19 protein-coding genes are annotated in these 25,624 nt (G+C 72.5%); 13 read left to right on the forward strand and 6 right to left on the reverse strand.

Features of this window, described 5'->3' with window-relative positions:
* The 6 genes from ACH4SI_RS02430 to ACH4SI_RS02455 all read left to right on the forward strand — a co-directional run bounded on the left by ACH4SI_RS02430 (position 1) and on the right by ACH4SI_RS02455 (position 10,937).
* Complete coding sequence (locus ACH4SI_RS02430) at positions 1-5,205, forward strand: beta-ketoacyl synthase N-terminal-like domain-containing protein (RefSeq protein ID WP_398291625.1); 5,205 nt, start codon at positions 1-3, stop codon at positions 5,203-5,205.
* Entirely contained in the window at positions 5,202-5,528 is a 327-nt protein-coding gene (locus tag ACH4SI_RS02435; RefSeq protein WP_398291627.1) for a phosphopantetheine-binding protein, read from the forward strand. The genes ACH4SI_RS02430 and ACH4SI_RS02435 overlap by 4 nt, the downstream gene beginning before the upstream one ends.
* A gap of 2 nt (positions 5,529-5,530) precedes the next feature.
* The gene (locus tag ACH4SI_RS02440; protein WP_398291629.1) at positions 5,531-6,400 is read left to right on the forward strand and encodes an alpha/beta fold hydrolase; all 870 of its coding nucleotides are present in this window, start codon (positions 5,531-5,533) and stop codon (positions 6,398-6,400) included.
* Positions 6,397-7,629 carry a glycosyltransferase gene (locus ACH4SI_RS02445; RefSeq protein ID WP_398291631.1) on the forward strand — a complete coding sequence of 411 codons (1,233 nt, stop codon included), beginning with the start codon at positions 6,397-6,399 and terminating at the stop codon, positions 7,627-7,629. Before ACH4SI_RS02440 ends, ACH4SI_RS02445 begins: the two co-directional genes overlap by 4 nt.
* Positions 7,626-8,738 carry a class I SAM-dependent methyltransferase gene (locus ACH4SI_RS02450; RefSeq protein WP_398291633.1) on the forward strand — a complete coding sequence of 371 codons (1,113 nt, stop codon included), beginning with the start codon at positions 7,626-7,628 and terminating at the stop codon, positions 8,736-8,738. Before ACH4SI_RS02445 ends, ACH4SI_RS02450 begins: the two co-directional genes overlap by 4 nt.
* 216 nt (positions 8,739-8,954) lie before the next feature.
* Complete coding sequence (locus ACH4SI_RS02455; protein ID WP_398291635.1) at positions 8,955-10,937, forward strand: RICIN domain-containing protein; 1,983 nt, start codon at positions 8,955-8,957, stop codon at positions 10,935-10,937.
* Between the two features lie 18 nt (positions 10,938-10,955).
* Here ACH4SI_RS02455 and ACH4SI_RS02460 read toward each other — a convergent pair whose 3' ends face one another.
* The 3 genes from ACH4SI_RS02460 to ACH4SI_RS02470 all read right to left on the reverse strand — a co-directional run bounded on the left by ACH4SI_RS02460 (position 10,956) and on the right by ACH4SI_RS02470 (position 14,025).
* Positions 10,956-12,305 (reverse strand): MFS transporter, encoded by a 1,350-nt coding sequence (locus ACH4SI_RS02460; protein ID WP_398291637.1) that lies wholly within the window; start codon positions 12,303-12,305, stop codon positions 10,956-10,958.
* A 189-nt stretch (positions 12,306-12,494) separates the two neighbouring features.
* Positions 12,495-12,575, reverse strand: a complete 81-nt coding sequence (locus ACH4SI_RS02465) for a putative leader peptide (RefSeq protein ID WP_398292330.1) — start codon at positions 12,573-12,575, stop codon at positions 12,495-12,497.
* A gap of 76 nt (positions 12,576-12,651) precedes the next feature.
* Entirely contained in the window at positions 12,652-14,025 is a 1,374-nt protein-coding gene (locus tag ACH4SI_RS02470; protein WP_398291639.1) for an FAD-binding oxidoreductase, read from the reverse strand.
* A gap of 126 nt (positions 14,026-14,151) precedes the next feature.
* On the opposite strand from ACH4SI_RS02470, the gene ACH4SI_RS02475 reads away from it, so the two are divergent.
* The 6 genes from ACH4SI_RS02475 to ACH4SI_RS02500 all read left to right on the forward strand — a co-directional run bounded on the left by ACH4SI_RS02475 (position 14,152) and on the right by ACH4SI_RS02500 (position 20,518).
* Positions 14,152-15,066 (forward strand): hypothetical protein, encoded by a 915-nt coding sequence (locus ACH4SI_RS02475; protein ID WP_398291641.1) that lies wholly within the window; start codon positions 14,152-14,154, stop codon positions 15,064-15,066.
* A 178-nt stretch (positions 15,067-15,244) separates the two neighbouring features.
* Positions 15,245-15,937, forward strand: coding sequence for an MFS transporter (locus tag ACH4SI_RS02480; protein ID WP_398291643.1), 693 nt, complete (start codon positions 15,245-15,247; stop codon positions 15,935-15,937).
* A gap of 49 nt (positions 15,938-15,986) precedes the next feature.
* The gene (locus ACH4SI_RS02485; RefSeq protein ID WP_398291645.1) at positions 15,987-16,847 is read left to right on the forward strand and encodes an oxaloacetate decarboxylase; all 861 of its coding nucleotides are present in this window, start codon (positions 15,987-15,989) and stop codon (positions 16,845-16,847) included.
* Positions 16,848-16,855: 8 nt separating this feature from the next.
* A complete protein-coding gene (locus ACH4SI_RS02490) occupies positions 16,856-17,854 on the forward strand; it encodes a C-terminal binding protein (protein WP_398291647.1) in 999 nt (332 codons plus the stop codon).
* 17 nt (positions 17,855-17,871) lie between these two features.
* Complete coding sequence (locus ACH4SI_RS02495; RefSeq protein ID WP_398291649.1) at positions 17,872-19,737, forward strand: bifunctional sugar phosphate isomerase/epimerase/4-hydroxyphenylpyruvate dioxygenase family protein; 1,866 nt, start codon at positions 17,872-17,874, stop codon at positions 19,735-19,737.
* A gap of 52 nt (positions 19,738-19,789) precedes the next feature.
* Positions 19,790-20,518 carry a GntR family transcriptional regulator gene (locus ACH4SI_RS02500; RefSeq protein ID WP_398291651.1) on the forward strand — a complete coding sequence of 243 codons (729 nt, stop codon included), beginning with the start codon at positions 19,790-19,792 and terminating at the stop codon, positions 20,516-20,518.
* Between the two features lie 15 nt (positions 20,519-20,533).
* Here ACH4SI_RS02500 and ACH4SI_RS02505 read toward each other — a convergent pair whose 3' ends face one another.
* The 3 genes from ACH4SI_RS02505 to ACH4SI_RS02515 form a co-directional block, all read right to left on the reverse strand.
* A complete protein-coding gene (locus tag ACH4SI_RS02505) occupies positions 20,534-21,811 on the reverse strand; it encodes a DUF1266 domain-containing protein (protein ID WP_398291653.1) in 1,278 nt (425 codons plus the stop codon).
* A 39-nt stretch (positions 21,812-21,850) separates the two neighbouring features.
* Positions 21,851-22,330 (reverse strand): hypothetical protein, encoded by a 480-nt coding sequence (locus ACH4SI_RS02510; RefSeq protein WP_398291655.1) that lies wholly within the window; start codon positions 22,328-22,330, stop codon positions 21,851-21,853.
* Between the two features lie 173 nt (positions 22,331-22,503).
* A complete protein-coding gene (locus ACH4SI_RS02515; RefSeq protein ID WP_398291657.1) occupies positions 22,504-23,490 on the reverse strand; it encodes an FkbM family methyltransferase in 987 nt (328 codons plus the stop codon).
* Positions 23,491-24,034: 544 nt separating this feature from the next.
* On the opposite strand from ACH4SI_RS02515, the gene ACH4SI_RS02520 reads away from it, so the two are divergent.
* Entirely contained in the window at positions 24,035-25,600 is a 1,566-nt protein-coding gene (locus tag ACH4SI_RS02520) for a GMC family oxidoreductase (protein WP_398291659.1), read from the forward strand.
* Positions 25,601-25,624: the final 24 nt, after the last annotated feature.

Consider the following 25,624-nt stretch of genomic DNA (forward strand, 5'->3'; position numbering starts at 1 on the left):
ATGACGGCACCCCAGAGCCCGCCGCCGGTGGCCATCGTCGGGATGTCCGTCCTGCTGCCCGGCTCCCCGGACCTGGACACCTACTGGCGCAACCTGGCCGGCGGCGTGGACGCCATCACCGACGTCCCGGCCGGGCGGTGGGACGCCGGGTTCTACGATCCGCAGGGAGCCGTGGGCACACCGGCCGCCCCCGACCGGGTGTACTGCCGCCGGGGCGGCTTCGTCGACACGTACGCGGAGGTGGACGCCGCCCGCTTCGGCATCATGCCGAACTCGGTGTCCGGCACCGAACCCGACCAGCTGATCGCGCTGCGTGTCGCGGCGGCGGCCCTCGCCGACGCGGGCGGCGACGACCGGCTGCCCGACCGGGAGCGGGTGGGCGTCATCCTGGGCCGGGGCGGCTACCTCACCCCCGGGCTGGTCCGGCTCGACCAGCGGGTTCGCACCGCGCACCAGCTCGTACGGACCCTCGGCGAGCTGCTGCCCGGCCTCGGCCCCGGCCACCTGGACCGGATCCGGGACGCCTTCACCGAACAGCTCGGCCCGGACCGTCCCGAGGCGGCCATCGGCCTGGTGCCCAACCTCGCCGCCTCCCGCATCGCCAACCGGCTCGACCTGCGCGGGCCCGCCCACACCGTGGACGCCGCCTGCGCGTCGTCGCTCGTCGCCGTCGACCAGGCGGTGGGGGAGCTGGCCTCCGGGCGGTGCGACGTGATGCTCGCGGGCGGTGTGCACCACTGCCACGACATCACCCTGTGGAGCGTCTTCGCGCAACTGCGCGCGCTGTCGCCGAGCCAGCGCATCCGGCCCTTCGACCGCGCCGCCGACGGCCTGCTGATCGGCGAGGGCACCGGTGTGGTCGTCCTCAAACGGCTCGCCGACGCGCGGCGCGACGGCGACCGTGTCTACGCCGTCATCCGCGGCACCGGCGTGGCCTCGGACGGCCGCGCCACCGGCCTCGTCAACCCGGACCCGGGCGGCCAGACCCGCGCCGTACGGCAGGCGTGGCGCGCCGCGGGCCTCGACCCGCGCGAAGCGGGCTCGGTCGGGCTGCTGGAGGCGCACGGTACGGCCACACCTGCCGGGGACGCGGCCGAACTCACCACGCTGACCGAGGTGTTCGGACCCGGTGGTTCCTCTCGTGGCGATCCTGCCGTCATCGGCTCGGTGAAGTCGATGATCGGCCACACCATGCCCGCCGCCGGTGTCGCGGGGCTGATCAAGGCCGCCCTCGCCGTCCACCACGGGTGGCTGCTGCCCACCCTGCACTGCGAAGACCCGCATCCGGGGCTGGCGTCCACCCGTTTCCGCACCCTCGACGCGGCCACGCCCTGGGAGGCCCCCGTGCGGCGCGCGGCGGTCAACGCCTTCGGGTTCGGCGGCATCAACGCGCACGTGGTGCTGGAGCAGGAGCCGACCGCGACGGTGAAGCGGCGCCCGGCGACCGTGGTGACCGAACCCGAGCGGGTGCTGGCCCTGGTGGCGGACACACCGGAGCGGCTGGCCGAACTGCTCGCCGCCGACGACGCGACCGTACGGGCCACCGCGCCCGCGTCCGGGAGCCACGCCCGTACGCGGCTCGGCATCGTCGAACCCACCGCCAAGCGGCTCGCCCTCGCCCGGCGCGTGGTCGCCAAGGGCCGCCCATGGCGTGGCCGCAACGATGTCTGGTTCAGCCCCGAGCCGATGCTCGCGGCCTCCGGGAAGCTGGTCTTCGTCTTCCCCGGCCTGGAGGCCGAGTTCGAGCCCCGCACGGACGGGATCGCCGAGTACTTCGGCCTGTCCCGCCGCACCGGCGACCGCCCGGGCGAGCGGTACGGCGAGGCGGCCCGCGCGGGCGACATCGGCCGCCACGGGGTCGGTGTCTTCGGCGTCGGACGCCTGCTGAACGCGGCGCTCGCACGGATGGGAATCGTGCCGGACGCGGTGGCCGGACACAGCGTCGGCGAATGGTCCGCGATGGCCGCGGGCGGGCTCTACGCGGGCGAGGCCGTCGACGCCTTCCTCGACTCCTTCGACCCCGACGCGCTGCGCGTCCCCGGTGTGACCTTCGCCGTCCTCGGCACGGGCGCGGAACGCGTCCTCACCGCGCTCGCGGAGTGTCCGGAGAGCCGGATCGTGCTCTCGCACGACAACGCACCCAGCCAGTCGATGGTGTGCGGGCCACGGGCCGACGTCGAGGAGTTCGTCCGCACGATGCGCGCGACGGGCGTGATCGCGCAGGTCCTGCCCTTCCGATCCGGCTTCCACACGCCCATGCTGGCCCCCTTCCTCGACCCCATCCGGACCCTGGCGGAGCGCTTCGAACTGCTCCTGCCGCCCCGCGTCCCCGTCTGGTCCGGAACCACCGCCGCGCCGTATCCGGACACCGAGGCGGAGGTGCGGCGGCTGTTCGTGCGTCACCTCCTGGAACCGGTGCGGTTCCGGCTGCTGACCCAGGCCCTGCACGACGCGGGTTTCCGCGCGTTCGTGCAGATGGGCACCGGCCAGCTGGCCTCGCTCATCGGCGACACGCTGCACGGCCGCGACCACGTCGTGGTGGCCGCCAACTCCCCCCACCGCGACGGCGTCGCCCAACTGCGCCGCGTCGCCACCGCGCTGTGGACGGAGGGCGCGCCCGTGGACCCGGCCCTCCCGCGCCCCGGCGCGAGGGCCCGGTCGGCTCCGGTGCGCCTGAATCTGGACGGCGCGCTGGTCTCGCTCGGTGGGCCGCGGCTGGCCGAGCTGCGCGAGGCGCTGGGGTCTGTGGGGGCGGGGTCTTCCCCCACCCCGCCCCTCCCCGAAACCGAGGGGCTCCGCCCCCCGGCCCCCCAGCCCATGGCGCCACCGTCCCCGGCGGCGGGACCGGATCAGGCCGCGACGCTGCACCCGACGATGACGAGTCGGGCCACACCGCCACTGCCCGCGGCGGACACCATGCGCCACCCCGCACCGCTGTACCCGGCGGCAGGAACGGGCCACACGGCGCAGCCGTACGTGGCGACGGCGGGCACGCCCCTCGCGCCACCGTCTCCGGTGGCGGCCCCGGATCGGGCCGGGGCGCCGCACCGGGGGGCGGCGAGGGCAACCCATGCCGTGCCGCCGTCTCCGGCTTCGGCGGGCACGCGCCCGGCAGTGAGTTCGCAGGACCCCGTTTCGTTGGGCGTGTCGGCAGGCCCGGATCAGGCAGCCCCACCGCACCCGGCGGTGGCGGGCTCGCAGTACGCCGCGCCGCCCTCTCCGGCAGCGGGTACGGGTCAGGCGCCTGCCTCGTACCCGGCGACGCCGGATTCGGGCCGAGCCGCGCTGCTGAGCCCCGGTAAGGCGACGCCGGACCAGGCCATGCCGCCACTTCCGGCGGCAGGTGCCATGCGCCACCCCGCCACACCGCACGCACACGTGGCGACTGGCACGCCCCACGCCGAACCGCTGTACCCGGCGACAGGCACGGACCACGCGCCGCCGCGCCCGGCGGCGGTGGGTCCGTCTCAGGCCGTGCTGCCGCACCCGGCGGCGGGCACGCCCCACGCCACGCAAGCTCACCCCGCGGCGCCCTGGGCCGCCGAACTCGACGCGCTTCTCCGCGAGACGGCCGAGGCGGCGGCCGAGCTGGTTGCGGTGGGGAGGGACAGGCGGGTGGTTCCCCGTGCGCGTACCTTCGACGTGCGCGTGTCCACCGAGGCCATGCCCTACCTCCTCGACCACTGCTTCTTCCCACAGCGGCCCGGCTGGCCCGACGAGGCCGATCGGTGGCCCGTGGTGCCTGCCACCACGATCGTCCAGCACCTCATCGACGCGGCGGAGCAAGGGGCGGGCGGCGGCGTGGCCGTGGCCGTGCACAACGCGCGCTTCGATCAGTGGGTGACCGCCACGCCGCCCAGCACCGTCCCGGTCACCGTGACACCGTCCGCCACCGACCCCGCCCACTACACCGCCACGTTCGGCCGCAGCGCACGCGGCACCGTTCAGCTCGCGCCCCGCTACCCGGATGCCGCCGAGCGCCCCGCGCCGTGGCACATCGACCCCGCCACCGAGCGGGCGCCCGAGCACACCGCGGCGCAGATCTATGACGAGCGCTGGATGTTCCACGGCCCGGCGTTCCAGGGCCTCACCCGGCTCACCGCGCTCGGCGAGACGCATGTGCGCGGCACGATCACCACTCCGGCCGCGTCCGGTGCGCTTCTGGACAACGTCGGTCAGCTCCTCGGGTACTGGATCATGGCGACCCGCACCGAGCGCTCCGTCGTCTTCCCCGTCGGGATGCGCCTGATGCGCTTCTACGGTCCGCCCCCGCGGCCCGGCACCGAGGTGGAGTGCCTGGTCAGGGTCGTCGCGCTGACCGATGCGGCCCTTGAGGCCGACGTCCAGCTGATGACCGGGGGCCAGGTGTGGGCGGAGCTGCGCGGCTGGCATGACCGCCGGTTCGACAACCATCCGCAGACCCGCCCGGTGGAGCGCTTCCCGCAGCGCAACACGCTGTCGCAACCCCAGCCGGGTGGCTGGTCACTGGTGTACGAGCGCTGGCCGGACCTGGCCTCGCGCGATCTGATCATGCGCAACCACCTCGGCGGCGCGGAACGAGCCGAGTACGAGCGGCAGCCGCCGCTCGGCCGCAGACAGTGGCTGCTGGGCCGGATCGCGGCCAAGGACGCGGTACGGCGGTGGCTGTGGGAGCACGGCGAGGGGCCGGTCTTCCCGGCCGAGATCCGGGTGTGCGACGACGAGCACGGTCGCCCGTACGCCGTCGGCGTCCACGGCCGGACCCTGCCCCCTCTGGAACTGACGCTGGCGCACCGGGCCGAGGCCGGGGTCGCCCTGGTGGCGCCACGCCACTCGGACGGGCAGGGCAATCCCGGCATCGCCCTCGCGGAGATCGCCGACCGTGACCAAGGGACCTTGAGCCCCGCGGAGCGTGCGCTCCTCCCGAACGGCGGCGCCGCCTGGTGGGCCACCGCCTTCCGCGCCGCCAAGCAGGCCGTCGCGAAGGCGGACGGCACCGGCCAGGACATGACGGTGGTCGGCGCCGAGCCGGGCGCGGCGGAGGGGGACATGGAACGCACACGCCTCACCGTCGAAGTGGCCACCGCCACCGGACACCGGTCGCGCCGCTACCGGGTGCACTGCACGACGACCGCCAACCCGTCCGGGTTGCCGGTCAGGGAGTACGCCGTGGCCTGGACGACCGGTCCGGGCCACCGGGATCAGGACGAGGAGACCGACCAGTGACCACCGCCGAACCCACCGCCCCGGCACCCGCGCCCGACGCACCGGCCGTGCTCGAGGACGTCGCCGGAATGCTCCGCACCATGCTCGACGAGGAGGGCCTCGACGACATCGAGGTCGCCATGGACACCCGCTTCACCGATGACCTGGAGCTGGAGAGCATCGACCTGGTGACCCTGGCGGGCATCCTCCAGGACCGATACGGGCAGGCGGTCAACTTCGCCGAGTTCGTGGCCGATCTGGAGCTGGACGAGATCATCGGCCTCACCGTCGGGCGGCTCGTGGAGTACATCGTGCGGTGCCTCCGCGTGGCCGAGGGGAGCTGATCATGGCGATGATGCACCTCGGTGGCCCACCCGGCACCGGCGACGGACCGGACGGCATCCGCGTGCACGTCCAGCGGCTGTCCCCGCCCGACGGCCGCCCGCCCACCGCCACCGTCGTCCTCGTACACGGCCTGCTCACCGACTCCCTGGCCAGCTGGTACTTCACCGTGGCCCCGGACCTCGCCGCCGCCGGACTGGACGTGGTGATGTACGACCAGCGGGGGCACGGCCGCAGCGAGCGCCCCGGATCCGGCTACCGGCTGGAGACGTTCGTCAGCGATCTGGAACGGCTGCTGGACACGCTGGAGATCACCACCCCGGTCCACCTGGTGGGCAACTGCTTCGGCGGCACAGTGGCGTACGGGTACGCCCTGTGCCACCCGGAACGGGTGGCCGGTATCGCCACGATCGAGGCGAAACCCGCCACCGAGAGCTGGCTGACGGACATCAGCGGGATCATGCGCCGCATCGTCGTCGAACTCGTCGCACACGAGGCCGAGTCGCTGGCCTGGGTCACTGCCCACCGGGGCGCGCACACCGCGCGGCTGGCCAAGTCGGCGGCCCGGCTGGTGCGTACGACCACGATCGCCGAGGACGTGGCGGCGAGCCGGACGGTGAGCGAGGAGCGGGCCCGCTCCCTGCGCCCCCCGGCGCTGGCCGTGTACGGCGCCGACTCCGAACTCGCCGGTGAGGACGGCTGGCTCAGGGCACTGCCGCCCGGCACCCGGACGGTCATGCTGCCGGGGGAGGGGCACTCGGTGCTGGCCGAGGCGCCCGCGCGGATACGCGCCCTGCTGCTGTCCTGGATCCGCGAACAGGACACCGCCGTCCCGGTGCCGGCGGCCGGGCTCAACGGAGCTGATGCCTCATGACGGCCACGCCCCCCGGACGCCGTTTCCTCTTCGTCGTGCCGCCACTCGTCGGCCACGTCAACCCCACCGTCGGCGTCGCGGCCGAACTGAAGGACCGCGGCCACGAGGTGGCCTGGGCCGGGCTGCCGGAGGTCGTCCAGCCGCTGGTTGGCCCCGGCGCCACGGTCCACCGGTGCGCCGGGCCGGTGATCGGCGAGGGCGGGGCTGAGCGCCCGCCCGAGGTGCGTGGCCCGGGCGCGCTGAAGTTCCTGTGGGAGGAGTTCCTGGTGCCGCTCGCCGAGGCCATGGCTCCCGATGTGGCGCGGGCCATCGAGGAGTTCCGCCCGGATGTGGTGGTGGCCGACCAGCAGACCGTGGCGGGCGCGCTGGTGGCCGAGCGGCTGGGCGTACGGTGGGCCACCTCCGCCACCACTTCGGCGGAGTTCACCGGCGCGCTGGACGGCATGCCCAAGATCGACGCCTGGCTGGACGGGCTGCTGGCCGGGGCGCGGGGCCGGATCGGCGATCCGCGCGGCACGGCCGACCCCCGGTTCTCGCCCGATCTGGTGCTGGCGTTCACCACCGAGGAGTTGGCCGGGCGGCCCGTCCGGGCGGCCGGCCACATCCGGTACGTGGGCCCCTCCATCGCCGAGCGCCCGGACGAACCGGACTTCCCGTGGGAGTGGCTGGACCCCGGGCGGCCCACCGTCCTGGTCACCCTCGGCACCGCGAACACCGACGCCGGGGCGCGTTTCCTCGCCGCGTCCCGGGAGGCCGTACGCGCCCGCGCCGACCGCTTCCAGACGGTCATCGTCGACCCCTCGGGCGTCCTGGGACACGCTGAGTCCGACAAGAACCTGCTGACGGTCCCGCGGATCCCCCAGCTGCGCCTGCTGGAGCGGGTGGCCGCGGTCGTGTGCCACGCGGGCCACAACACCGTCTGCGAGGCCCTGTGGCACGGCGTCCCGCTCGTGGTGGCCCCGATCCGGGACGACCAGCCCGTGGTGGCCGCCCAGGTGGTGGCCGCCGGGGCGGGCGTCCGGGTCCGGTTCGGCAGGGCGCGGGCGGCGGCGCTCGGCGAGGCCATCGACGCCGTGCTGGACGAACCGGGCCACCGCGCCGCCGCCGAGCGCGTCGGCGCGTCCTTCCGGGCGGCGGGCGGCGCCCGCGCGGCCGCCGGCCACCTGGAACGACTGGCCGCCGGCGCGGCCACCACCCACTCCACCACGACCCCCGAGGGGGAACGATGAGCCAGGACAACGCCACCGCCGGCAGACCCGGGGCCGAAGCGCCGCGCCCGTCCCGTGCCGAGGCCGTGGCCGCCCTCCGGCCGCGCTACCGGGCCGACCTGGACCAGGGCACCGAGCGGTTCTTCGAGCCGCGCCGCACGGACTGCCCGTGGTGCGGCTCGTCCCGGCTGAAGCGCCGCCTGCTCACCAGGGACCGGTTCCAGAACAAGCCGGGCCGCTTCCGGCTGGACACGTGCCGGGCCTGCCGCCTGGTGTTCCAGAACCCCCGGCTGAACGGCGACGGGCTGGAGTTCTACTACCGCGACTTCTACGACGGGCTGGGGGAGGAGGGCATGGGCAACGTCTTCTCCGGGCGGCAGAAGATGTACCGCGGACGTGCGGAGGCCCTGAAGCCCTCCGCCGACTCCCCGGCGAAGTGGCTCGACGTCGGCACCGGCCACGGCCACTTCCCCGAAGTGGCCCGCACCGTCTTCCCCGGCACCGTCTTCGACGGTCTGGACTTCACCGAGGGCGTCGAACTGGCCGAGCGGGAGGGGCGGATCGACCACGGCATCCGGGGCAGCTTCCCGGAGCTGGCCGAAGAGCGGCTGGCCGGGCGCTACGACGTGGTGAGCATGTTCCACTACCTGGAGCACAGTACGGACCCCCGCGCGGAACTCCGCGCGGCCCACCGCACCCTCGGCCCCGGCGGCCATCTGCTCATCGAAGTGCCCGACCCGGAGTGCTGGTTCGCCCGTCTCCTCGGCCGCTTCTGGCTGCCCTGGCTCCAGCCCCAGCACCTGTACTTCCTCCCGGTGGCGGGTCTGCGGAAGGAGCTGGAAGCGCTCGGCTTCACCGTGGTCCTGGAACAGCACCGCGAGTCGTCGGACACCGTCGACCTGCTGGGAGGTGTGTGGCTCGGGTTCAACGCCTTCCTGCCGCCCGACGACGCCCCCTGGCTGACCAGGCCGACCGGTCGCGCGCGATGGCTCCTGCGCTGTGCGGGCCTCGTGGTGGCCATTCCCGCCCTCGTCGTGGCCACCACACTGGACCGGTTGCTGCTCAAGCCACTTGCCGGGCTGGGGAAGGTGTCCAATGCCTACCGTCTGGTAGCCCGGCGCAATGGGTGAATTCGTTCGCCACTTTGCATTTCGCAACGCAATCTGACGTGTCAGTGGTCCTTGGAGGCGCTCGAACTCGAAAAATGTGAAGTCCCTTGTTCCGCATCGGTCCCGTATGCAAAGGTGCAGATGTCGCCACGTGGGTCAGGTGTTTTCGGCCGCCGGCAGGGCCGACGCCCCCACTTGGTACGGACTTTTCTCGCTGCCCTGTGAAAGGGAAGAGACGTGAACGACGCTGCCCTGACGCACTTCTTGACTCCCACCCCCCTGTTCGGTGTGACGGATGAACAGCTCACGGCCGAACTCAAGAAGTGTTCGGGGAAACTGTCCGAGCATCACCCCGTCGGGGAGCTGCTGGGCCGCCACTGGGAGGCGGCCTTCTCCTACGCGAGCCTGTGCACCACGGGCGACCACCCGGCGGGGATCCTCACATCCGCCGCGTTCACCAGGCTCTTCGGCGACGCGCTGCGGCGGACCGCACCGGCCACCGCGTGGCGGCCACGGGTGCTTGCCGCCGTGCGGGGCATAGCGGAGGAGTGGAACACGGGTCCGCGGAGTGCGTTGCTCCATCCCGGACTGCGGGCCGCCCCCAGGGAGCGGGGAAGCGAGGACGGGCGGCTCCGTCCGCCGGAGAACCGGCGTCTGGTGTTCCGCGCGTTCCAGCGGCTCCCCGAGGCGGCCCGCTGTTTGCTGTGGCACACGGAGGTCGAGGCGGAGCAACTGGCCGTACCAGCAGGGCTGTTGGGCTTGCACGACGATGCCCCCGAAGAGCTGGAGCGGGCCCGACTGCGCTGGCGTCAGGCCTGTCTCGAGGCTCATCGTGACACGGCCCCCGAGGAGGAGTGCCGGCAGTACAGCCGACTGCTGGACGTCTCGCTCCGTCGTGGCGACACGCGGCTCGACCCCGATCTGGAGCAGCATCTCCTCCGGTGCGAGCACTGCCATGACGCCGCCGACCAGTTGGACCACTCCGCCGGCCGTCCGGCCGTCCTGCTCGCCGAAGCGGTCCTGGGGTGGGGCGCCCGGGACTATCTCGACTCCCGGCCGGGCCGCCGTGTCCCCGAACCGGACACGGCCGTGGATCCCCCACCCATGCCGACCACCCCGCCACGTCGCAGCGGCCCTCGCCACTCGGCGCGGAAACACCCCTGGTGGAAGGCGCGCCCGGCGGCACATCCGGTGGCGCGTCCGGCCGCGCGCCGAAGGCGCCCGCAGCTCACCCGCGGCCGGCTCCTCGTCGTGGCGGCGGCCACGGTGAGCGGCTGCGCCCTGGTGTCAGTCGCGGTGGCGTCCCTCCTCCCGTCCGGCGGTGCCGAGGACACGGCGTACGACCGCGACACCCCCTCCACGACGCCGGGCACGGGCGAGACGACGGCCCCCGGCTCGAAGCCCTCCTGGATCGGCGCCGACGGCCGCCCGGCCGAGGCCCTGCGCGGCCGGCTGCGCGTCGCCGCGGGCGGACTGTGCCTCGACATCGTGGGCGACAAGCCCACGGCGGGTGCCGAAACCGAGGCCGTACCCTGCACCTCCGCGGGCACCCAGCAGTGGACGTACGAGGCCGACGGCCTGCTGCGCAGCGGCGCCGACCCCGAACTCTGCCTCAACTCCCGGCTGAGCTTCTCCATCCGGCTGGGCCCCTGCGCGACCACATCACGGCGCGACGCCGCGAACGTGCGGTACGACTTCACCCTCCAGGGCACCCTGATACCGCGCTGGAACCAGGAACTGGCGCTGACCCCGGACTCGACGGAGAAGGGGGCCTCGCTGGTCCTCAAAACACGTGACGACTCCGCGATGTCCCAGCGCTGGCAGGCGGGCGGCGCGGCGGACGGCAACCAGCACCGGACCGAGACGGCCCGCCCGGGCAAGAAGCGGGAGAAGGAAACCCGCCAGGTGTCCGCCGTCCGCCCGAAGCCCGACCGCCCCGCGCCCCCGAAGCACACGCCCAAGCCCAAGCCGCCGAAGTCCAAGGCGCCACCGAAGTCCAAGGCGCCGCAGCGCCCCAAGCCCACGAGGGCCGATCCGGCCCCGCGGCAGGCGGGCTCCTGGGACGGCCGGCAGCGGCAGTACGACTGGTACGGCTACGGACAGCGCGGGTGGGACGGGCAGTACGGGCAGCACGGCCAGTACGGCCAGTACGAGCAGGCGCCCTGGGGATCGAACTGGGGCGGACACGGAGGCGACTGGGGGCGAGGGGGCTACCGCTGACGGCGAGCGCCCCGGGCGCTACTTCACGGCCACCGCCGACCGCGTGGCCGTGGGGCGCGCGGGGCGGTCGGCGGTCCCGGACGCGAAGTGCACCTCGGACGGCCGGATGCGCGAGGCCGCCCAGACACTGACGACCGCGGTGGCCGCGAGATATCCGCAGGCGATCCACGGAGTGTCGTGGCCGAGCGCGAGGAACGTCGTCATCAGCAGTGGCGTGATGCCGGAGGCGTAGACACCGGACAGCTGGTACACCACGGACATGCCGGTGTACCGGACCTCCGCGGGGAACAGGGAGGCGAACAGGGTGCCCTGGGCCCCGTAGAAGGAGGCGTGGACCACGCCCAGCGTCAGCGCGATCGCCGCGGCGAACTCCCAGATGCCGGTGGAGTGGAACAACCAGAAAGCGGGGAACACGCTCAGCCCGAACAGCGCCATGCCGACCATGTACATCCGGCGCGCGCCCTGCCGGTCCACCAGGGAGCCGGACAGCGGGATCAGTACGGCCATCAGCAGCGCGGCGAAGGTGACGGCGAGCAGGACCGGGGTACGTGGCAGATGCAGCGTCGAGGTGGCGTAGGAAATCGCGAACACGCCCCAGGTGTTGAACGCCGCGCCCTCGCCCCACCGGGCCAGCATGCCCAGCACGGTGTGCCGCCGGGTTGCCGGGTCCCGCAGCAGCCGTGCCAGCGGGATCCGGGACGCCGACTGCCGCTGCTCGATCCGGCGGAAGGCCGGGGTTTCGTCCACCTTGAGCCGCACGGTGATCCCCAGGACGACCAGCAGCAGGCTCACCAGGAAGGCCACCCGCCATCCGTAGCTGAGGAAGGCGTCGTTGCTGAGCACGTTGCTGAGCAGGGCGAAAACGCCGGTTCCCAGCGCCAGGCCGAGGGCCAGACCGATCTGCGGATAGCTGCCGTAGCGGCCCTCGCGGCCACGCGGGCCGTGCTCCACGGACAGCAGCACGGCACCGGCCCACTCACCGCCGAGCGCCACGCCCTGCGCCACGCGCAGGACGAGCAGGAGGAGGGGCGCCCAGATGCCGATCTGCTGATAGGTGGGCAGCAGGCCGATGAGTGTGGTGGAGCCGCCCATCACGCTCATGGTGACGGCGAGGGTGCGTCTGCGGCCGATGCGGTCGCCGATGTGCCCGAAGAGGAGACCGCCGATGGGCCGGGCCAGGAAGCCGACCGCGAAGGTGGCGAAGGAGAGGATGGTTCCGACGGTGTCGTTGCCGGTGGGGAAGAAGAGGTCGCCGAAGACGAGGCCGGCGGCGGTGCTGTAGAGGAAGAAGTCGTACCACTCCACCGTGGTGCCCAGGAGGCTGGACAGCACCACGGTGCGAAGTGGCCGACGGGACGTGTCGGGCATGGGGGGAACTACCGTTTCGTCGCATGCCGGGGTGGCCGGAGCAGGTGCGGGAGACAGCGCTGTGAGATGAACGCCCGTGGGCAGACGGTCATATGACGCTCACGTCAGGCGCCGAGGCGTCAGGGAGCGGCGCCCGCTACGGGGTCGGAGGCGCGGTTGTCCGCGGGGAAGCCGGGAGAGAAGCCGGGATCAGGGGCGACAGCAGGCGCTGGCCTGGCGGCACAGATCGACGTGGAGGCGTTCCACGAGCGGGCCGGCGGCATTCGACATGGTCGACAGTATGGTCAACCTCCGACACCCGGCTCAAGGTGTCACCGGAACAGTCTCACCGACTGGGACGGGCCGCTCAGCTCCGGCCGATGACCTTGCCCGGGTTCAGGATCCCGTGCGGGTCCAGGGCTGTCTTGACCGCGCGATGCATCTCCAGCACTGCGGGTGCGAGTTCCCGCTCCAGGCCGTCCCGCTTGAGCAGCCCGACACCGTGCTCGCCGGTGACCGTCCCGCCCAGGTCGATGGCGTCGGCGATGATGTCGCGAAACGCGGCCTGCGCGCGCTCCCGGGCGGCGGTGTCGCCGGGCTGGGTGATCAGCAGCGGATGGAGGTTGCCGTCACCGGCGTGGGCGATGTTGGCGATGAGCGTGTCGTGCCGGGTGGCCGCGCGCTCGATCCGCGCCAGCATCTCCGGCACGGCCGCCCGGGGCACGCACACGTCCTCGGTGAGCACCGGACCCAGCCGTTCCAGCGCCGGGTAGGCGAGGCGCCGCGCCGCGAAGAGCGCGTCGGCCTCCTCCTGGTCCGTGGACTGCGCGGCCCAGGTCGCCCCCGCCTCCTCGAAGCAGGCGAGCATGAGGTCGGCCTCCCGCGCCCCGGCCGGGCCCGGCGCGTCCGTACGCCCGAGGAGCACCACGTCGGCGTCGACGGACAACCCCATGTTCTTCCACCGGTCGACCGCGGCCAGGCAGTGCCGGTCGATCAGCTCCAGTGCGGACGGGGTGAGCCCCGCTGCCCCGACCGCGGTGACGGCGCGGCCGGCGGCCACGACCGACGAGAAGTATCCGGCGACCGTGCGCTCCGCCTCCCGCTGCGGGCGCAGCCGCACCGTGACCTCGGTGATCACCCCGAGGGTGCCCTCGGAGCCGACCATCAGCCCCGCCAGGTCGTACCCGGCCACGCCCTTCGCCGTCCTGCGGCCGAGCCGCACCAGCTCACCGGTGCCGGTCACCGCCTCCAGGCCGAGGACGTAGTCGCGGGTGACGCCGTACTTGACGCAGCACAGCCCGCCCGCGTTGGTGGCCACGTTGCCGCCGATGGTGGACCAGGGCGCGCTGGCAGGGTCCGGCGGGTACCAGAGCCCGTGTTCGGCGCACGCGGCCCGCAGATCGTCGTTGACCACACCGGGGCCGACGACCGCGAGCCGCTCCAGGGGGTCGATCTCGTGGAGGGTGTTCATGTGCTCCGTGGAGAGCACGACGCAGCCCTCGACGGCGTTGGCGCCCCCGGACAGTCCCGTTCCGGCGCCCCGGGTGACGAGCGGAACGCCGTGCCGCAGACAGGCGCGCACCACGGACCGCACCTCCGCCGCCGTGTGCGGCCGCACCACCGCGCACGGCGTGCCGTACGGCGCCCACTCCGCCTCGTCGTGGGTGAACCCGGCCGCGATGTGCGGGTCCTCGACCAGCCGCCCGCCCGGCAGTTCCTGCCGCAGCTCCTCGATCAGCATGCCCGGCTCCCCGCCTTGTCGTCGTCTCCGTACCGCGTCCTCGCCACCGTATCCACCGTGGCGAGGCGCGGTGATCACCGCCTTCGCCGGATCGCGATCCACGCGATATGGGCTAGCGTCGAAGATATGGAGGCCGTACGACGAGTCTTCCGAGCGGCGCCGGTGCTTCCGCTGATCGTCGTCGCGCTGCTGCTCACCGCCGCCACGCCCAGCGGAAGCACCGGCGCCCTGGGTCTGCTCATCACGCTCGGCATACTGATCGTCGTCGGCGTCGGCGGCACCTTCCTGGTGGGCAGGCGCGTCACCAGGCGGCGGCAGCAGCAGGAGCGGGCCCGGCTGGAGGAACTCCGCCCGGTGGCCGACGAGGACATCACGGCCTTCGGCGAGGAGCTGACCCGGATCGGCTTCGACCCGGCGTCCCCGAAGGCGGACGACGCGATGCGCGAGGACTACACCCGCGCCCTGGACTCCTACGAGCGCGCGAAGACGGTGATGGAGAAGGCGCAGGCATCCAGGAACGTCCGGGACGTGAGCGAGGCGCTGGGGGACGGCCGGTTCTCGCTCGCCACCCTGGAGGCCAGGCTGGAGGGCGAACCGCTGCCGGAGCGTCGGCCTCCGTGCTTCTTCGACCCACGGCACGGCCCCTCGGTCGAGGACCGGCAGTGGACCCCGGCGGGCAGCACGGCCGAGCGCACCGTTCCGGTCTGCGCAGCGGACGCGGCCCGGCTGGACGACGGCGAGCAGCCGATGGCACGGGAGGTCGAGACCTCCGCCGGCCGCCGCCCGTACTGGGACGCCGGACCCGTCTACACCCCCTGGGCGTACGGCTACTTCGGCGGCGCGCTGCTGCCGGGCCTGCTGACCGGCACGCTGCTCGGCACCGCGCTCGCCTCGCCCGACGCTTACGGGGACTACTACGGAGCCGGTCCGGCGGGCGACTTCTCCGGCGGCGACCACTCGGGCGGCGACTACTCCGGCGGTGACTTCGGCCCGGGCGATTTCGGCGGCGGCTTCGGCGGGGGAGACTTCGGCGGAGGGTGACACCACTCGCGGCCCGTCATCAAGCAACGCCGGTAGAACGGATTCCCGGCTACCCGATTCGTGCGCCAATCTCGTGCATACATCTTGTATCCCAGATTGACGAACTCTAGTGTCCCAGTCTCAGCGGCCCGGGCGTGCCCACCCAACCGGTCCGGGCGCACCGACGAAAGGGACCAGAGTGGCAGACCTCAGCGGTCTCCGCGTCGCGGTCACCGGTGCCGGACGCGGCATCGGACGGTCCATCGTCCTGCGGCTCGCCTCCGCGGGCGCACACCTGGCCGCCACCCATCTCGCGCTCGCCATCGGCACCTACGGGTTCAACCTCTTCCTGCCGCTGATCATCAAGCAGATCAACCCCGCCTACTCGGCCACGAACATCGGCTTCACCGCGGCCGTCCCCTACATCTGCGCCGCGCTCTCGCTGATGGTCACCGCCCAGCTGTCCAAGCGCGCCCGCGAGCGCAAGTACCTGGTCGCCGTGCCGCTCGCCCTCGGGGCCGTCGGCCTCGCCGCGGTGATCGCGCTGCGGCACCACCCCGGGCCCGCGGTGGTCGCGCTCGCGGTGACCGGGATCGGCGCCTTCGCCTGGCTGCCGGCGTTCTGGGCGCTCACCACCGACAGCCTGTCCAGGACGCACGCCGCGGTCGGCGTCGCCGCCATCAACTCCATCGGCAACCTCGGCGGGTTCTTCGGCCCGTACATCGTCGGCAAGGAGACCGACGGCGACACCGTCACCGCGGGCCTGCTGGTCCCCGTCGTGTCCCTGGCCGTGTCGGTCGTGCTGATCCTCCTGTGGCGCAGCCCCGCGCGACAGCCCGGATCCGAAACCGGCCCGGCGCCGGTGGCCGACGCGCCCGCCACCGCCCGCTGACACCTCACGCGTCCCGCGCCCCCGCGACCCTCACCGAAAGGAGCCGACCGTGTCAGCCGCCACGTCGCTCAACGCCCTTCTGGACGGCCCCGGCATCGTCCAGGCCCCGGGCGCGCCCGACTCGGCCACGGCCCGCCTCGTCCAGGCCGCCGGTTTCCCGGCCGTCTACATGACCGGTTTCGGGGCCACGGCCAGCCGGCTGGGCACGCCCGACATCGGGCTGCTCACCCAGACCGAGATGACCGAACACGCCCGCAACATGACCCGCGCGGTGACCATCCCGGTCATCGCGGACGCCGACACCGGATACGGCGGCCCCTCCAACATCCACCGCACCGTGCGCGAGTACATCCAGGCCCAGGTGGCGGCCATCCACCTGGAGGACCAGGTGGCGCCCAAGCGGTGCGGCCAGATGAGCGGCATCCGGCTGATGGACGAGGACGAGAGCGCCGCCCGGATCGCCTGCGCCGTCGAGGCCCGGGGCAGCGACGACCTGCTCGTCATCGGACGCACCGACGCCCTGCCCGCCGCCGGAATCGAGGAGGCGGTACGCCGCGCCCGCCGCTACCGGGACGCGGGCGCCGACCTGGTCTTCGTCGACGGCATCAAACGCGTCGAGGAGGTGGAGGCCGTCGCCAAGGCCGTCGAGGGACCCAAGGTGGTCTCCATCGTGGACGGGAACGAGACCACCCGGCTCACCGCCGACGACCTGGCCGACATGGGGTTCTCCCTCGTCTTCTACGCGGTCACGGCGCTGTTCACCGCCACCCGCGCGGTCGCCGACGCACTGGACCACCTGCGCACCGCCGGAACCCCCGCGGGCGGCCCGGCCCAGCACACCTACGCCGAGTTCTGCGACCTCGTCGACCTCGGCTTCCACCAGGACCTCGACCATCGCTTCGGGAGCTGAGCGCCATCATGTTCACCGTGCTCGTCACCGACTACGAATTCGCCGACCTGGAGCCCGAGCGGCAGGTCCTGGAGGCGGCCGGACTCACCGTCGTACCCGCCCAGGCCCGTACCGAGGACGAGCTGATCGAGATCTGCGCCGACGCCGACGCCGTGATCAACCAGTACGCCCCCGTCACCGCCGAGGTCATCCGCAACCTGACCCGCTGCCGGGTGATCTCCCGCTACGGCATCGGGCTCAACACCATCGACGTCCCGGCGGCGACCGCGGCGGGCATCGCCGTCGCCAACGTGCCGGACGGCTCCCTGGAGGAGGTGTCCGACCACGCCGCCGCGCAGATCCTCACCCTCGCCCGGGGGCTGCACCACTACGACGCCGCGATCCGCCGGGGCACCTGGGACTACACCGTCGCGAAACCCCTGCGGCGGCTGCGCGGACGCACGCTCGGGCTCGTCGGATTCGGCCGCATCCCGCAGCGGCTCGCCGAGAAGATGAGCGGCTTCGGGATGACACTCCTCGCCCACGACCCCTATCCCGACGCCGCCCGGGCGGCGGCGCTCGGCGTCCGGCTCGTGGACCTCGACACCCTCTGCCGCGTAGCCGATGTGGTGTCCGTGCACGCCCCGCTGACGGCGGAGACCGAAGGGATGATCGGGCCCGGGCAGTTCGCCGCCATGAAGCCGACCGCCTGCCTGGTCAACACCGCCCGTGGCCCGGTGGTGGACGAGACCGCGCTCCTCGAGGCGCTGCGGTCGGGAGGTATCGCCGCCGCCGCCCTCGACGTCTTCGCACACGAACCCATCGGGCCCGACAGCCCGCTGGCGCAACTCGAGAACGTGGTCCTCACCCCGCACACCGCCTGGTACTCGGAGGACTCCGAGATCGAGATCCGCACAAAGACGGCCCGCAACGTGGTAGAAGTCGCCGAGGGGCGGCTGCCCACCTACCTGGTCAACCACGAGGTGAAACACGGCGTCATCCCCGCCCAGCGCAGCATCTCGCGATGAGGAGGAGGACGAGACACATGACACGTACAGCGGTGGCCACGGTCTGCCTGTCGGGGACCCTGGACGACAAGCTCACCGCCGCGGCGGACGCCGGTTTCGCCGGGGTGGAGATCTTCGAACCCGACCTCGTCGCCTCCCCGCTCGCCCCCGCCGCGATCCGGGCCCGCTGCGCCGACCTCGGCCTGTCCATCGACCTCTACCAGCCCTTCCGCGACCTCGACTCCACCTCTCCGGACCGCTTCGCCGCCAACCTGGCCCGCCTGGAGCGGAAGCTGGAGGTGATGCGGCAGCTGGGCACCGACACCCTGCTGGTGTGCTCCTCGGTCGCCCCGGACGCCGTCCCCGACCCCGACCAGCTCGCCGCGCAACTGCACACCGCGGCCGAACGCGCCGCCGCCCACGGCATACGCATCGCCTACGAAGCCCTCGCCTGGGGCGCCCACATCAACACCTACGAGGGGTCGTGGGAGGTGGTCGCCCGCGCCGACCACCCGGCGCTCGGGCTGTGCCTGGACAGCTTCCACATCCTCTCCCGGGGCTCCGACCCGGCAGGAATCCGGGACATCCCCGGCGAGAAGCTGTTCTTCCTCCAGCTCGCCGACGCGCCCCACCTGGACATGGACGTACTCCAGTGGAGCCGCCACCACCGGCTCTTCCCCGGTCAGGGCGCCTGGGACCTGTCCGCGTTCCTCACCCACGTACTGGCCGCGGGCTACCGGGGACCCCTGTCGCTGGAAGTCTTCAACGACGTCTTCCGCCAGGCCGACCCGGGCCGCACCGCCATCGACGCCCACCGCTCGCTGCTGGCGCTGTGGGACGCCACCGCCCGCCGCGCTGACGGGCGGTCGGCGGGCGCGGTGCCCGCCGTACCGGCCGCGTCCGCACCGAGCGGTGTGGCGTTCGCCGAGGTCGCCGTCGATACGGAGTCCGGGCCGCTGATCGCGCGGGCGCTGGCCGGGCTCGGCTTCACCCACACCGGCCACCACCGCACCAAACCCGTCCAGCTGTGGACCCAGGGCGAGGCCCGGCTGCTCCTCAACACCGGTGTGACCCGCCCCGGCGGCGCGATCAGCGCACTGGGCCTGCACACCGCCGACCCGGGCGCCTCGGCCGCCCGTGCCGAGGCCCTGCTCGCCCCGGTCCTGCCGCGCACCCGGGGCCCGGCCGAGGCCGACCTGGCCGCCGTCGCGGCCCCGGACGGGACCGAGGTCTTCTTCTGCTCCACCGAGGACGACTGGCTGGCCGACTTCACACCCGCCGCCGACGCCGCCGACCGGCCCGGCGCGGGCGTCACCCGCATCGACCACATCGCGCTCACCCAGCCGTTCGACCACTTCGACGAGGCCACGCTCTTCTACCGCGCCGTCCTCGGCCTTAACCCCCAGCCCACCGCCGAATACGCCGCCCCCTTCGGCCTGGTCCGCAGCCGGGCCTTCACCGACCCCGCCGAACGGGTCCGCATCGCGCTGTCGGTCACCCTGCTGCGCCGGGGGGACTGGGCGCCACCGGTCGCCAGCCCCCAGCACATCGCCTTCGCCACCGACGACATCGTGACGACCGCGCGTGCCGTACGCGACCGCGGAGCGCCCCTGCTGGCCGTCCCGGACAACTACTACGACGACCTCGACGCCCGGCTCGGCCCCGACCCCGCGCTCCTCACCGACCTCCGGGAGCTGGGCATCTTCTACGACCGCGACGCCGACGGCGCGTTCCTCCACTGCTACACGGAGATCCTGGGCGGTGCGGTCTTCTTCGAACTCGTCCAGCGCCTCGGCCGGTACTCCGGCTACGGCGCCCCCGACGCGCCCGTCCGCATGGCCGCCCACCGCACCGCCCGTCTCGCCCAGGCCGGGCCGGATCCGGCGATACGGCAGCTACGGTAGCGTTCGGGATAAGCGGGGACATATTCGTGGACATACCCATGGACGGAGGGGCATGGCACGCACGACGGGCGGCGGACGGTCCGCGTCGCTGGCCTCCGAGGTGGCACGCCGTCTCCGCGCGGCGATCGTGGACGGCGAATTCGACCTCGGCGAGGCGCTCTCCGAGGACGGTCTCGCCTCCGCCCTCGGAGTGAGCCGCACACCGGTCCGCGAGGCCCTGCGCATGCTGCAACTCCAGGGCCTGGTCGAGATCGTGCCGAAGTCCGGGACGTACGTTTTCCAGCCCACCGAGGACGAGATCTTCGAGCTGTGCGAATACCGCACCACCCTGGAGATCCGCGCGGCCCAACTGGCGCTCGAGCGCAACCCGGACGCCGCCCTCGCCGCCATGCGCCGCGCCGTCGAGGCCATGACCGACGCCCTGGCGGGCAACGACACCAAGGCGTACGGCATCGCCGACACCGCCTTCCACGAGGCGTTCTTCGCCCACTGCGGCAACCGCTACCTCAGCGACGCCTACCAGATGAGCCTGGCCCGCGTGTCGGCCCTCCGCGTCCACCTCACCTTCCTCGCCACCACGGAACCGGCGCGCTCCTTCGAGGAACACCGGCGGATCATCGAGATCTTCTCCGAAGGGCGCCTGGCGGAACTGGAGGAGATCCTGAAGGCGCACATCATGCGGACGCGCGAGAACTACATGCTGGCCCTGCGCGACCGTGCCGCCCGCGACACCGAGTCCAAGGCGGCGGGCCTCCGCCGCAAGCTGGGCCTGTCCAGCTGACGGCTCACTTGTCGCTCATTTCCAGGGGATCGTGAGCCAGGGGCTGCCGGGGTCGGTGGTGAGAATGCGGTGTGCTTCCAGCATGTCCTGGTACCAGCTGCCGAACTCCTCCTCGTCGAAGTGGAGGCAGCGGCCGAGGATGTAGGACGCGGAAAACTCTTCCCAGGAGCGGTAGTTGAGCCGGGCGAGCCTGCCGGCGCGGGTGATCGCGTTCTCGGCCTCCCGCTGGTCGCAGTAGCGGGCGCCCAGCCCCCAGCGGGCCATTCCGGCGGCCCGCCCGTAATCCCACGCCTCCACGGAGGGAACGAACTTCCCCTCCGCGAGCAGGCCGTCGGCCCGGAACCGCTTCTCGTAGCGGGCGACGCGGCCGATGAGCCGCTGCACTCCCGCGATCTGCGCCGTCACCTCGGCACCGTCGCGGGGGCCGACCTTGGTCACCCCGTCGGCGCTCAGCCGGTACTCGGTGCCCTCGGCGCCCCGCCGCAGTACCTTCTCGGCCGCCTGCCGCCACTGGTCCACCTCGACGTGGCCGCCGAAGTCCCGGGACAGCGACCGCCGGACCCCGAGGACGAACTCCCAAGCGCCGCGGACCTGGTCCGCTTCCAGCAGCTGCTCCTGGTAATGCCGCCACTCCTCGCGGCTGGTGATGCCCCACCACTCCTTGAGGCGCTTCTTCTCACCGTTGTAGCCCGTGCCGTGGTAGTCGATGGCGTTCCACAGATCCCCGTTGCTGACGGACAACAGCGCGATCAGCCCCAGACCGTGGGCCACCGCCCCGGTCGCCGCCCCGCTTCCCTCCAGAACGCGCAGCCGCATGAGGTAGTGGGGCCGCTCGCCGCCGCGTTGCTCCAGGCGCCGCACATGCTGCTGCCACAGCGCGCGATGGGCCGGTGTCGCGGGAAAGAACACCTCACAGGGGCTCCCCGGGTTGATCACGATCCATGAGGTGTCGCTGTCCCGCCACCCGTCCACGAGCCACTCCAGGTCGGTGCGGCAGAAGGCGGTCTCCGCGTCGGGCGCGGGCAGCATGCCATCGGTGAGGAGGGGCAGACAGTTGGCCCGGACCTGGGAGTACCAGTACGGCGTGCACCGAGACGTTCCCGGACGGGCCTCGAGCCGGGCCACGGAGTCGGCGAAGAAGAGATCTTCCTCGGCCAGCACATCGAAGAACGCGGGCCAGTCACCGCGCACCTTGGCCTCGTACAGCCTCCGCTCGACTTCACCCGGCGCCTGCCATGCGGGCGGCGCCCAGTGGTCCGTCCGGCCGACCGTGATTCCCTCCCCGTCACCCATGACAGAGGACTCTACCGAGCGCCGCCGGTCGGGCTTGCGCTACCCCGCGATCAGATTCGCGAGGAAGAGCAGGACAACCGCGGCGGGCAGCAGCCCGACGAGGGTGCCCGGCCGGAGCAAGAGGGGTTTACCCAGGGGGAGTCGGCTGGCGAAGGGGTCGGGGCCGGGGCCCGGCAGGCGCTCGATCTTCGCGTGGACCCGCCAATTCAGCAGGATGGTGACGGGGTTGAACAGCAGCGCGGACAGCGGATGCCACCACCCCTGCCACATCGTCATGGCGGTGTGCTTCCGGAGCAGTGCCGTGCCACAGGTCCGGCAGAAGTGTCCCTTCCGCTTCCGGAACAGCATGAAGAAGACCAGGCCCTGGTGGTGACGGATCGCCATCTCGACCGCGGGCGACCCGCCGCACATCTGGCAGGCGAGCTGCCACGGCGTGGCGTACGGGGCCTCCGGCCCGGCCCGGCGCGCCGACGGGGCGGGGCGCAGGGGATACCCAGGCAGCGCCGGCCGATCGGTCACGGGTTGCGCCGCTCCGTACCCCGTACCGGGAACCGCGCCATAAGGGTTGCTGCCGGGCAGTGTCGGCAGCGGCATGGACTTCCTCACGGTGTCACCCTATGCGACGCGCCGTGTCGTCAGCCGAAGTCGCCCGCACGGAGCCGGACGCACCGGCCCCGTACAGGCGGGTCACCTCACTTGGGGGCGGCGTCCCCGCGCATCATGACGCAGTCGAACTCCACCACGCGTCCCGTGGTGTCCTCGCGGGTCACCGGGTACATGCCCGTGATCCCGAAGCCGCTCTTCTCGTACGCGGCGATGGCCTCACTCATCTCCGGGCTGCCCTCGTAGAGCCGCAGGGCCGCCACCTCCGACTGCAACCCCACGAACTCCGCGATCCGTTCCCCGGCGCCCGCGAACACCTCCAGGTCGTACCCCTGGGTGTCCATCTTCAGGTAGGGGCGGGGGTCGGTGAGACCGGCCAGCGCCTTGTCCATCACGCTGTCCAGCCTGCGGATCTCGATCTCCTCCGTGCGGTCCTTCGCGAACCGCCGGTAGCGGTCCTTGCCGTAGTCGCTGGCGGGGAGCAGGGAGTTCATGGTGGCCCAGCCCACGTGCATGGACTGGGTGGCCTCCTCGCGTCCGAGGGCGAAGGGGAACACCCACCACTCGGGGTCGTCCGCGGCGGCCTTCTCCAGCTTCGCGAACGCCTCCTCGGTGGGCTCGAAGGAAACGATTCTGCCCGTATATCCGAGCCCGCGCAGGCGCCTGCCGTACTGACCGGCGTTGGCCCCCACGTCGAAGACGCAGTTCACCTCGTATTTCTCCAGCAGCCCGGCCACATGGTGGCCGCACAGATAGGCGGCGGCCGCCAGCTGGAGCGAGCGTTCGTCGGAGGCCTTCGCGTCGTAGAGCAGGTGGGCGCCGGTGTCACCGAGCCGGACGTTCGTCCATGTCGGGGCCGGGTCGCCACGACCGCGTGCCACCACCCAGGTGTCCGGCCGCACCCGCGTCACCGCGTAACGGCTGCTGCCGCGCGTCACCAGATCGGCCTCCCGCCCCACGGTGACACGGTTCCGCTTGCCGCGCCGGGAGAGCACCGACGTGCCCGATCCGAGGTCGAGCACCTGCACTCCGAGCCGGGGAAGCACATTCAGCAGTCTTCTGTAAAGGGTTTGCATCCAGACAGCCTCGCAGGTCTCGGCCGTCTCGGCTCCCCCTCACGGCCAATTGATTCACCTCTCTGCCGTCTTCCGTGCCCGACCTGCAATTTCTCGAGAAAAAATGTGCCAAGCGGCCCGACCGCCAGGGGTGATCGGGCCGTACTCGGCTTAAAGTGACATGGCCGAAAATGGTCGAGATCGGGCAGCCCGCACCATGCTGGTCAGAGAGCCGGGCCCACCCGGAACCAGTCGAACTCCGCCGCACCGCGGCACGCCCCCTCCCCAGCGGCACCGGTGGGGAGGCGTCCACCTCGCAGGCGCCCTCGTCCGCGGTGCGGCACACCAGGGCGATCCGGTCGCCGTCGTGGCGCAGGCCCGCCCGACCGGTGTACTCGTTCCGGTAAGCGCTTACTGTGCAGGAGTGTGTCAGCGGAGGGCTTTATGGGCAAGAAGCCGGGACGTCCTGATCTGGCGTCAGATCCCCCTGGGTGAACCCCACATGATGCGCGCCAGGACAATGGGGGGCCCACAGTCCGCGCAGTTCTCGGTCAAAGGAAAAGGGATGAACACTCACGACTACGTCATCGTCGGCGCCGGATCCGCGGGGTGTGTGCTGGCGGCCCGGTTGTCGGAGGACCCCGAGGTCCGCGTGGCACTGATCGAGGCGGGAGGTCCCGACACGGCGCAGGAGATCCACGTTCCCGCCGCCTTCGCCAAGTTGTTCAAGAGCGAGGTCGACTGGGATCTCCACTCGGGACCGGAACCGGGGCTCGGTGGCCGGCAGACCTATCTGCCCCGCGGCAAGGTGCTGGGCGGCTCCAGCTCGATCAACGCGATGATCTACATACGCGGCAACCGGGCCGACTACGACGGCTGGGCCGCCGCCGGGGCCACCGGCTGGTCCTACGCCGATGTGCTGCCGTACTTCCGGCGCGCGGAGGACAACGAGCGTGGCGAGGACGCGTACCACTCGGTGGGCGGGCCGCTCGCCGTCAGCGACAGCAGGTCCCGCCACGCGCTCGCCACCGCGTACATCGAGGCCGCCGAGCAGGCCGGACACCCGCGCAACGAGGACTTCAACGGTGCGACGCAGTTCGGCGTCGGGCGATTTCAGCTGACCCAGCGCGCCGGCATGCGCTGCAGCGCGGCCACCGCCTATCTGCGCCCCGTCCTGGGGCGGCCGAACCTCACCGTGTACTCGCGGGCCCTGGCCCACCGCGTGCTGATCGAGGGCGACCGGGCCGGGGGAGTGGAGGTGGAACGCGGCGGCGCGGTCGAGGTGATCCGCGCCGAGCGCGAGGTGATCGTGTCCGCGGGCGCCTACGAGTCCCCGAAGCTGCTGATGCTGTCCGGGATCGGGCCCGCCGCCACGCTGTCGGCCTTCGGCGTCGATGTGGTGCGCGACCTCCCGGTGGGGGAGGGCCTGCAGGACCACTACATGGCCCTGCTGAACTTCCGTACCGATGTCGAATCGCTGATGACCGCCGAGACCCCGGAGAACGCCGCGCTGCTGGCGAACGAGGGGCGCGGCCCGCTGACGTGCAACATCGGCGAGGCCGGTGGCTTCTTCCGCAGCCGGGACGGACTGGACGCCCCGGATGTGCAGTTCCACATGGCTCCGGTGCTCTTCCACCAGCAGGGGCTCGGCCCCGCCACCGAGCACGGTTTCGCGCTGGGCCCGTGCGTACTCGCCCCGACCAGCCGCGGCCGGGTGACGCTGGGCTCCGCAACGCCGGATGCCGAACCCCGGATCACGCACAACTACCTCATGACGGCCGAGGACCAGTACTGCATGGTCCAGGGGGTCCGCCTCGCCCTGCGGATCGCGGCACAGGACGCGTTGGCCGGGATCACCACCGGGCCGTTCGACGTGCCGGACTCGGACTCCGACGCGGACCTGCTGGCCTTCTCACAGCGGGTCGGGCAGACGCTCTACCACCCGACATCGACGTGTGCCATCGGCTCCGTGGTCGACCCCGAACTGCGGGTGTTCGACGTGGAGGGGCTGCGGGTCGTCGACGCGTCGGTGTTCCCGACGGTGCCGAGGGGGAACACCAACGCCCCCGTCATCATGGCCGCGGAGAAGGCGGCCGACCTCATCCGCGGATTCCCCGCGGCCATACGCTGAGGGCCCCGTATCCGCACCGGCCCG

Source organism: Streptomyces sp. NPDC021212 (assembly GCF_044332925.1).
GTDB lineage: Bacteria > Actinomycetota > Actinomycetes > Streptomycetales > Streptomycetaceae > Streptomyces.

Excerpts from the sequence above, each read along its gene's own strand:
- ACH4SI_RS02430 (WP_398291625.1), top strand. The coding sequence starts at position 1 with ATGACGGCACCCCAGAGCCCGCCGCCGGTGGCCATCGTCGGGATGTCC.
- ACH4SI_RS02440 (WP_398291629.1), top strand. The coding sequence starts at position 5,531 with ATGGCGATGATGCACCTCGGTGGCCCACCCGGCACCGGCGACGGACCG.
- ACH4SI_RS02445 (WP_398291631.1), top strand. The coding sequence starts at position 6,397 with ATGACGGCCACGCCCCCCGGACGCCGTTTCCTCTTCGTCGTGCCGCCA.
- ACH4SI_RS02450 (WP_398291633.1), top strand. The coding sequence starts at position 7,626 with ATGAGCCAGGACAACGCCACCGCCGGCAGACCCGGGGCCGAAGCGCCG.
- ACH4SI_RS02460 (WP_398291637.1), bottom strand. The coding sequence starts at position 12,305 with ATGCCCGACACGTCCCGTCGGCCACTTCGCACCGTGGTGCTGTCCAGC.
- ACH4SI_RS02465 (WP_398292330.1), bottom strand. The coding sequence starts at position 12,575 with ATGTCGAATGCCGCCGGCCCGCTCGTGGAACGCCTCCACGTCGATCTG.
- ACH4SI_RS02470 (WP_398291639.1), bottom strand. The coding sequence starts at position 14,025 with ATGCTGATCGAGGAGCTGCGGCAGGAACTGCCGGGCGGGCGGCTGGTC.
- ACH4SI_RS02475 (WP_398291641.1), top strand. The coding sequence starts at position 14,152 with ATGGAGGCCGTACGACGAGTCTTCCGAGCGGCGCCGGTGCTTCCGCTG.
- ACH4SI_RS02490 (WP_398291647.1), top strand. The coding sequence starts at position 16,856 with ATGTTCACCGTGCTCGTCACCGACTACGAATTCGCCGACCTGGAGCCC.
- ACH4SI_RS02495 (WP_398291649.1), top strand. The coding sequence starts at position 17,872 with ATGACACGTACAGCGGTGGCCACGGTCTGCCTGTCGGGGACCCTGGAC.
- ACH4SI_RS02500 (WP_398291651.1), top strand. The coding sequence starts at position 19,790 with ATGGCACGCACGACGGGCGGCGGACGGTCCGCGTCGCTGGCCTCCGAG.
- ACH4SI_RS02505 (WP_398291653.1), bottom strand. The coding sequence starts at position 21,811 with ATGGGTGACGGGGAGGGAATCACGGTCGGCCGGACGGACCACTGGGCG.
- ACH4SI_RS02515 (WP_398291657.1), bottom strand. The coding sequence starts at position 23,490 with ATGCAAACCCTTTACAGAAGACTGCTGAATGTGCTTCCCCGGCTCGGA.
- ACH4SI_RS02520 (WP_398291659.1), top strand. The coding sequence starts at position 24,035 with ATGAACACTCACGACTACGTCATCGTCGGCGCCGGATCCGCGGGGTGT.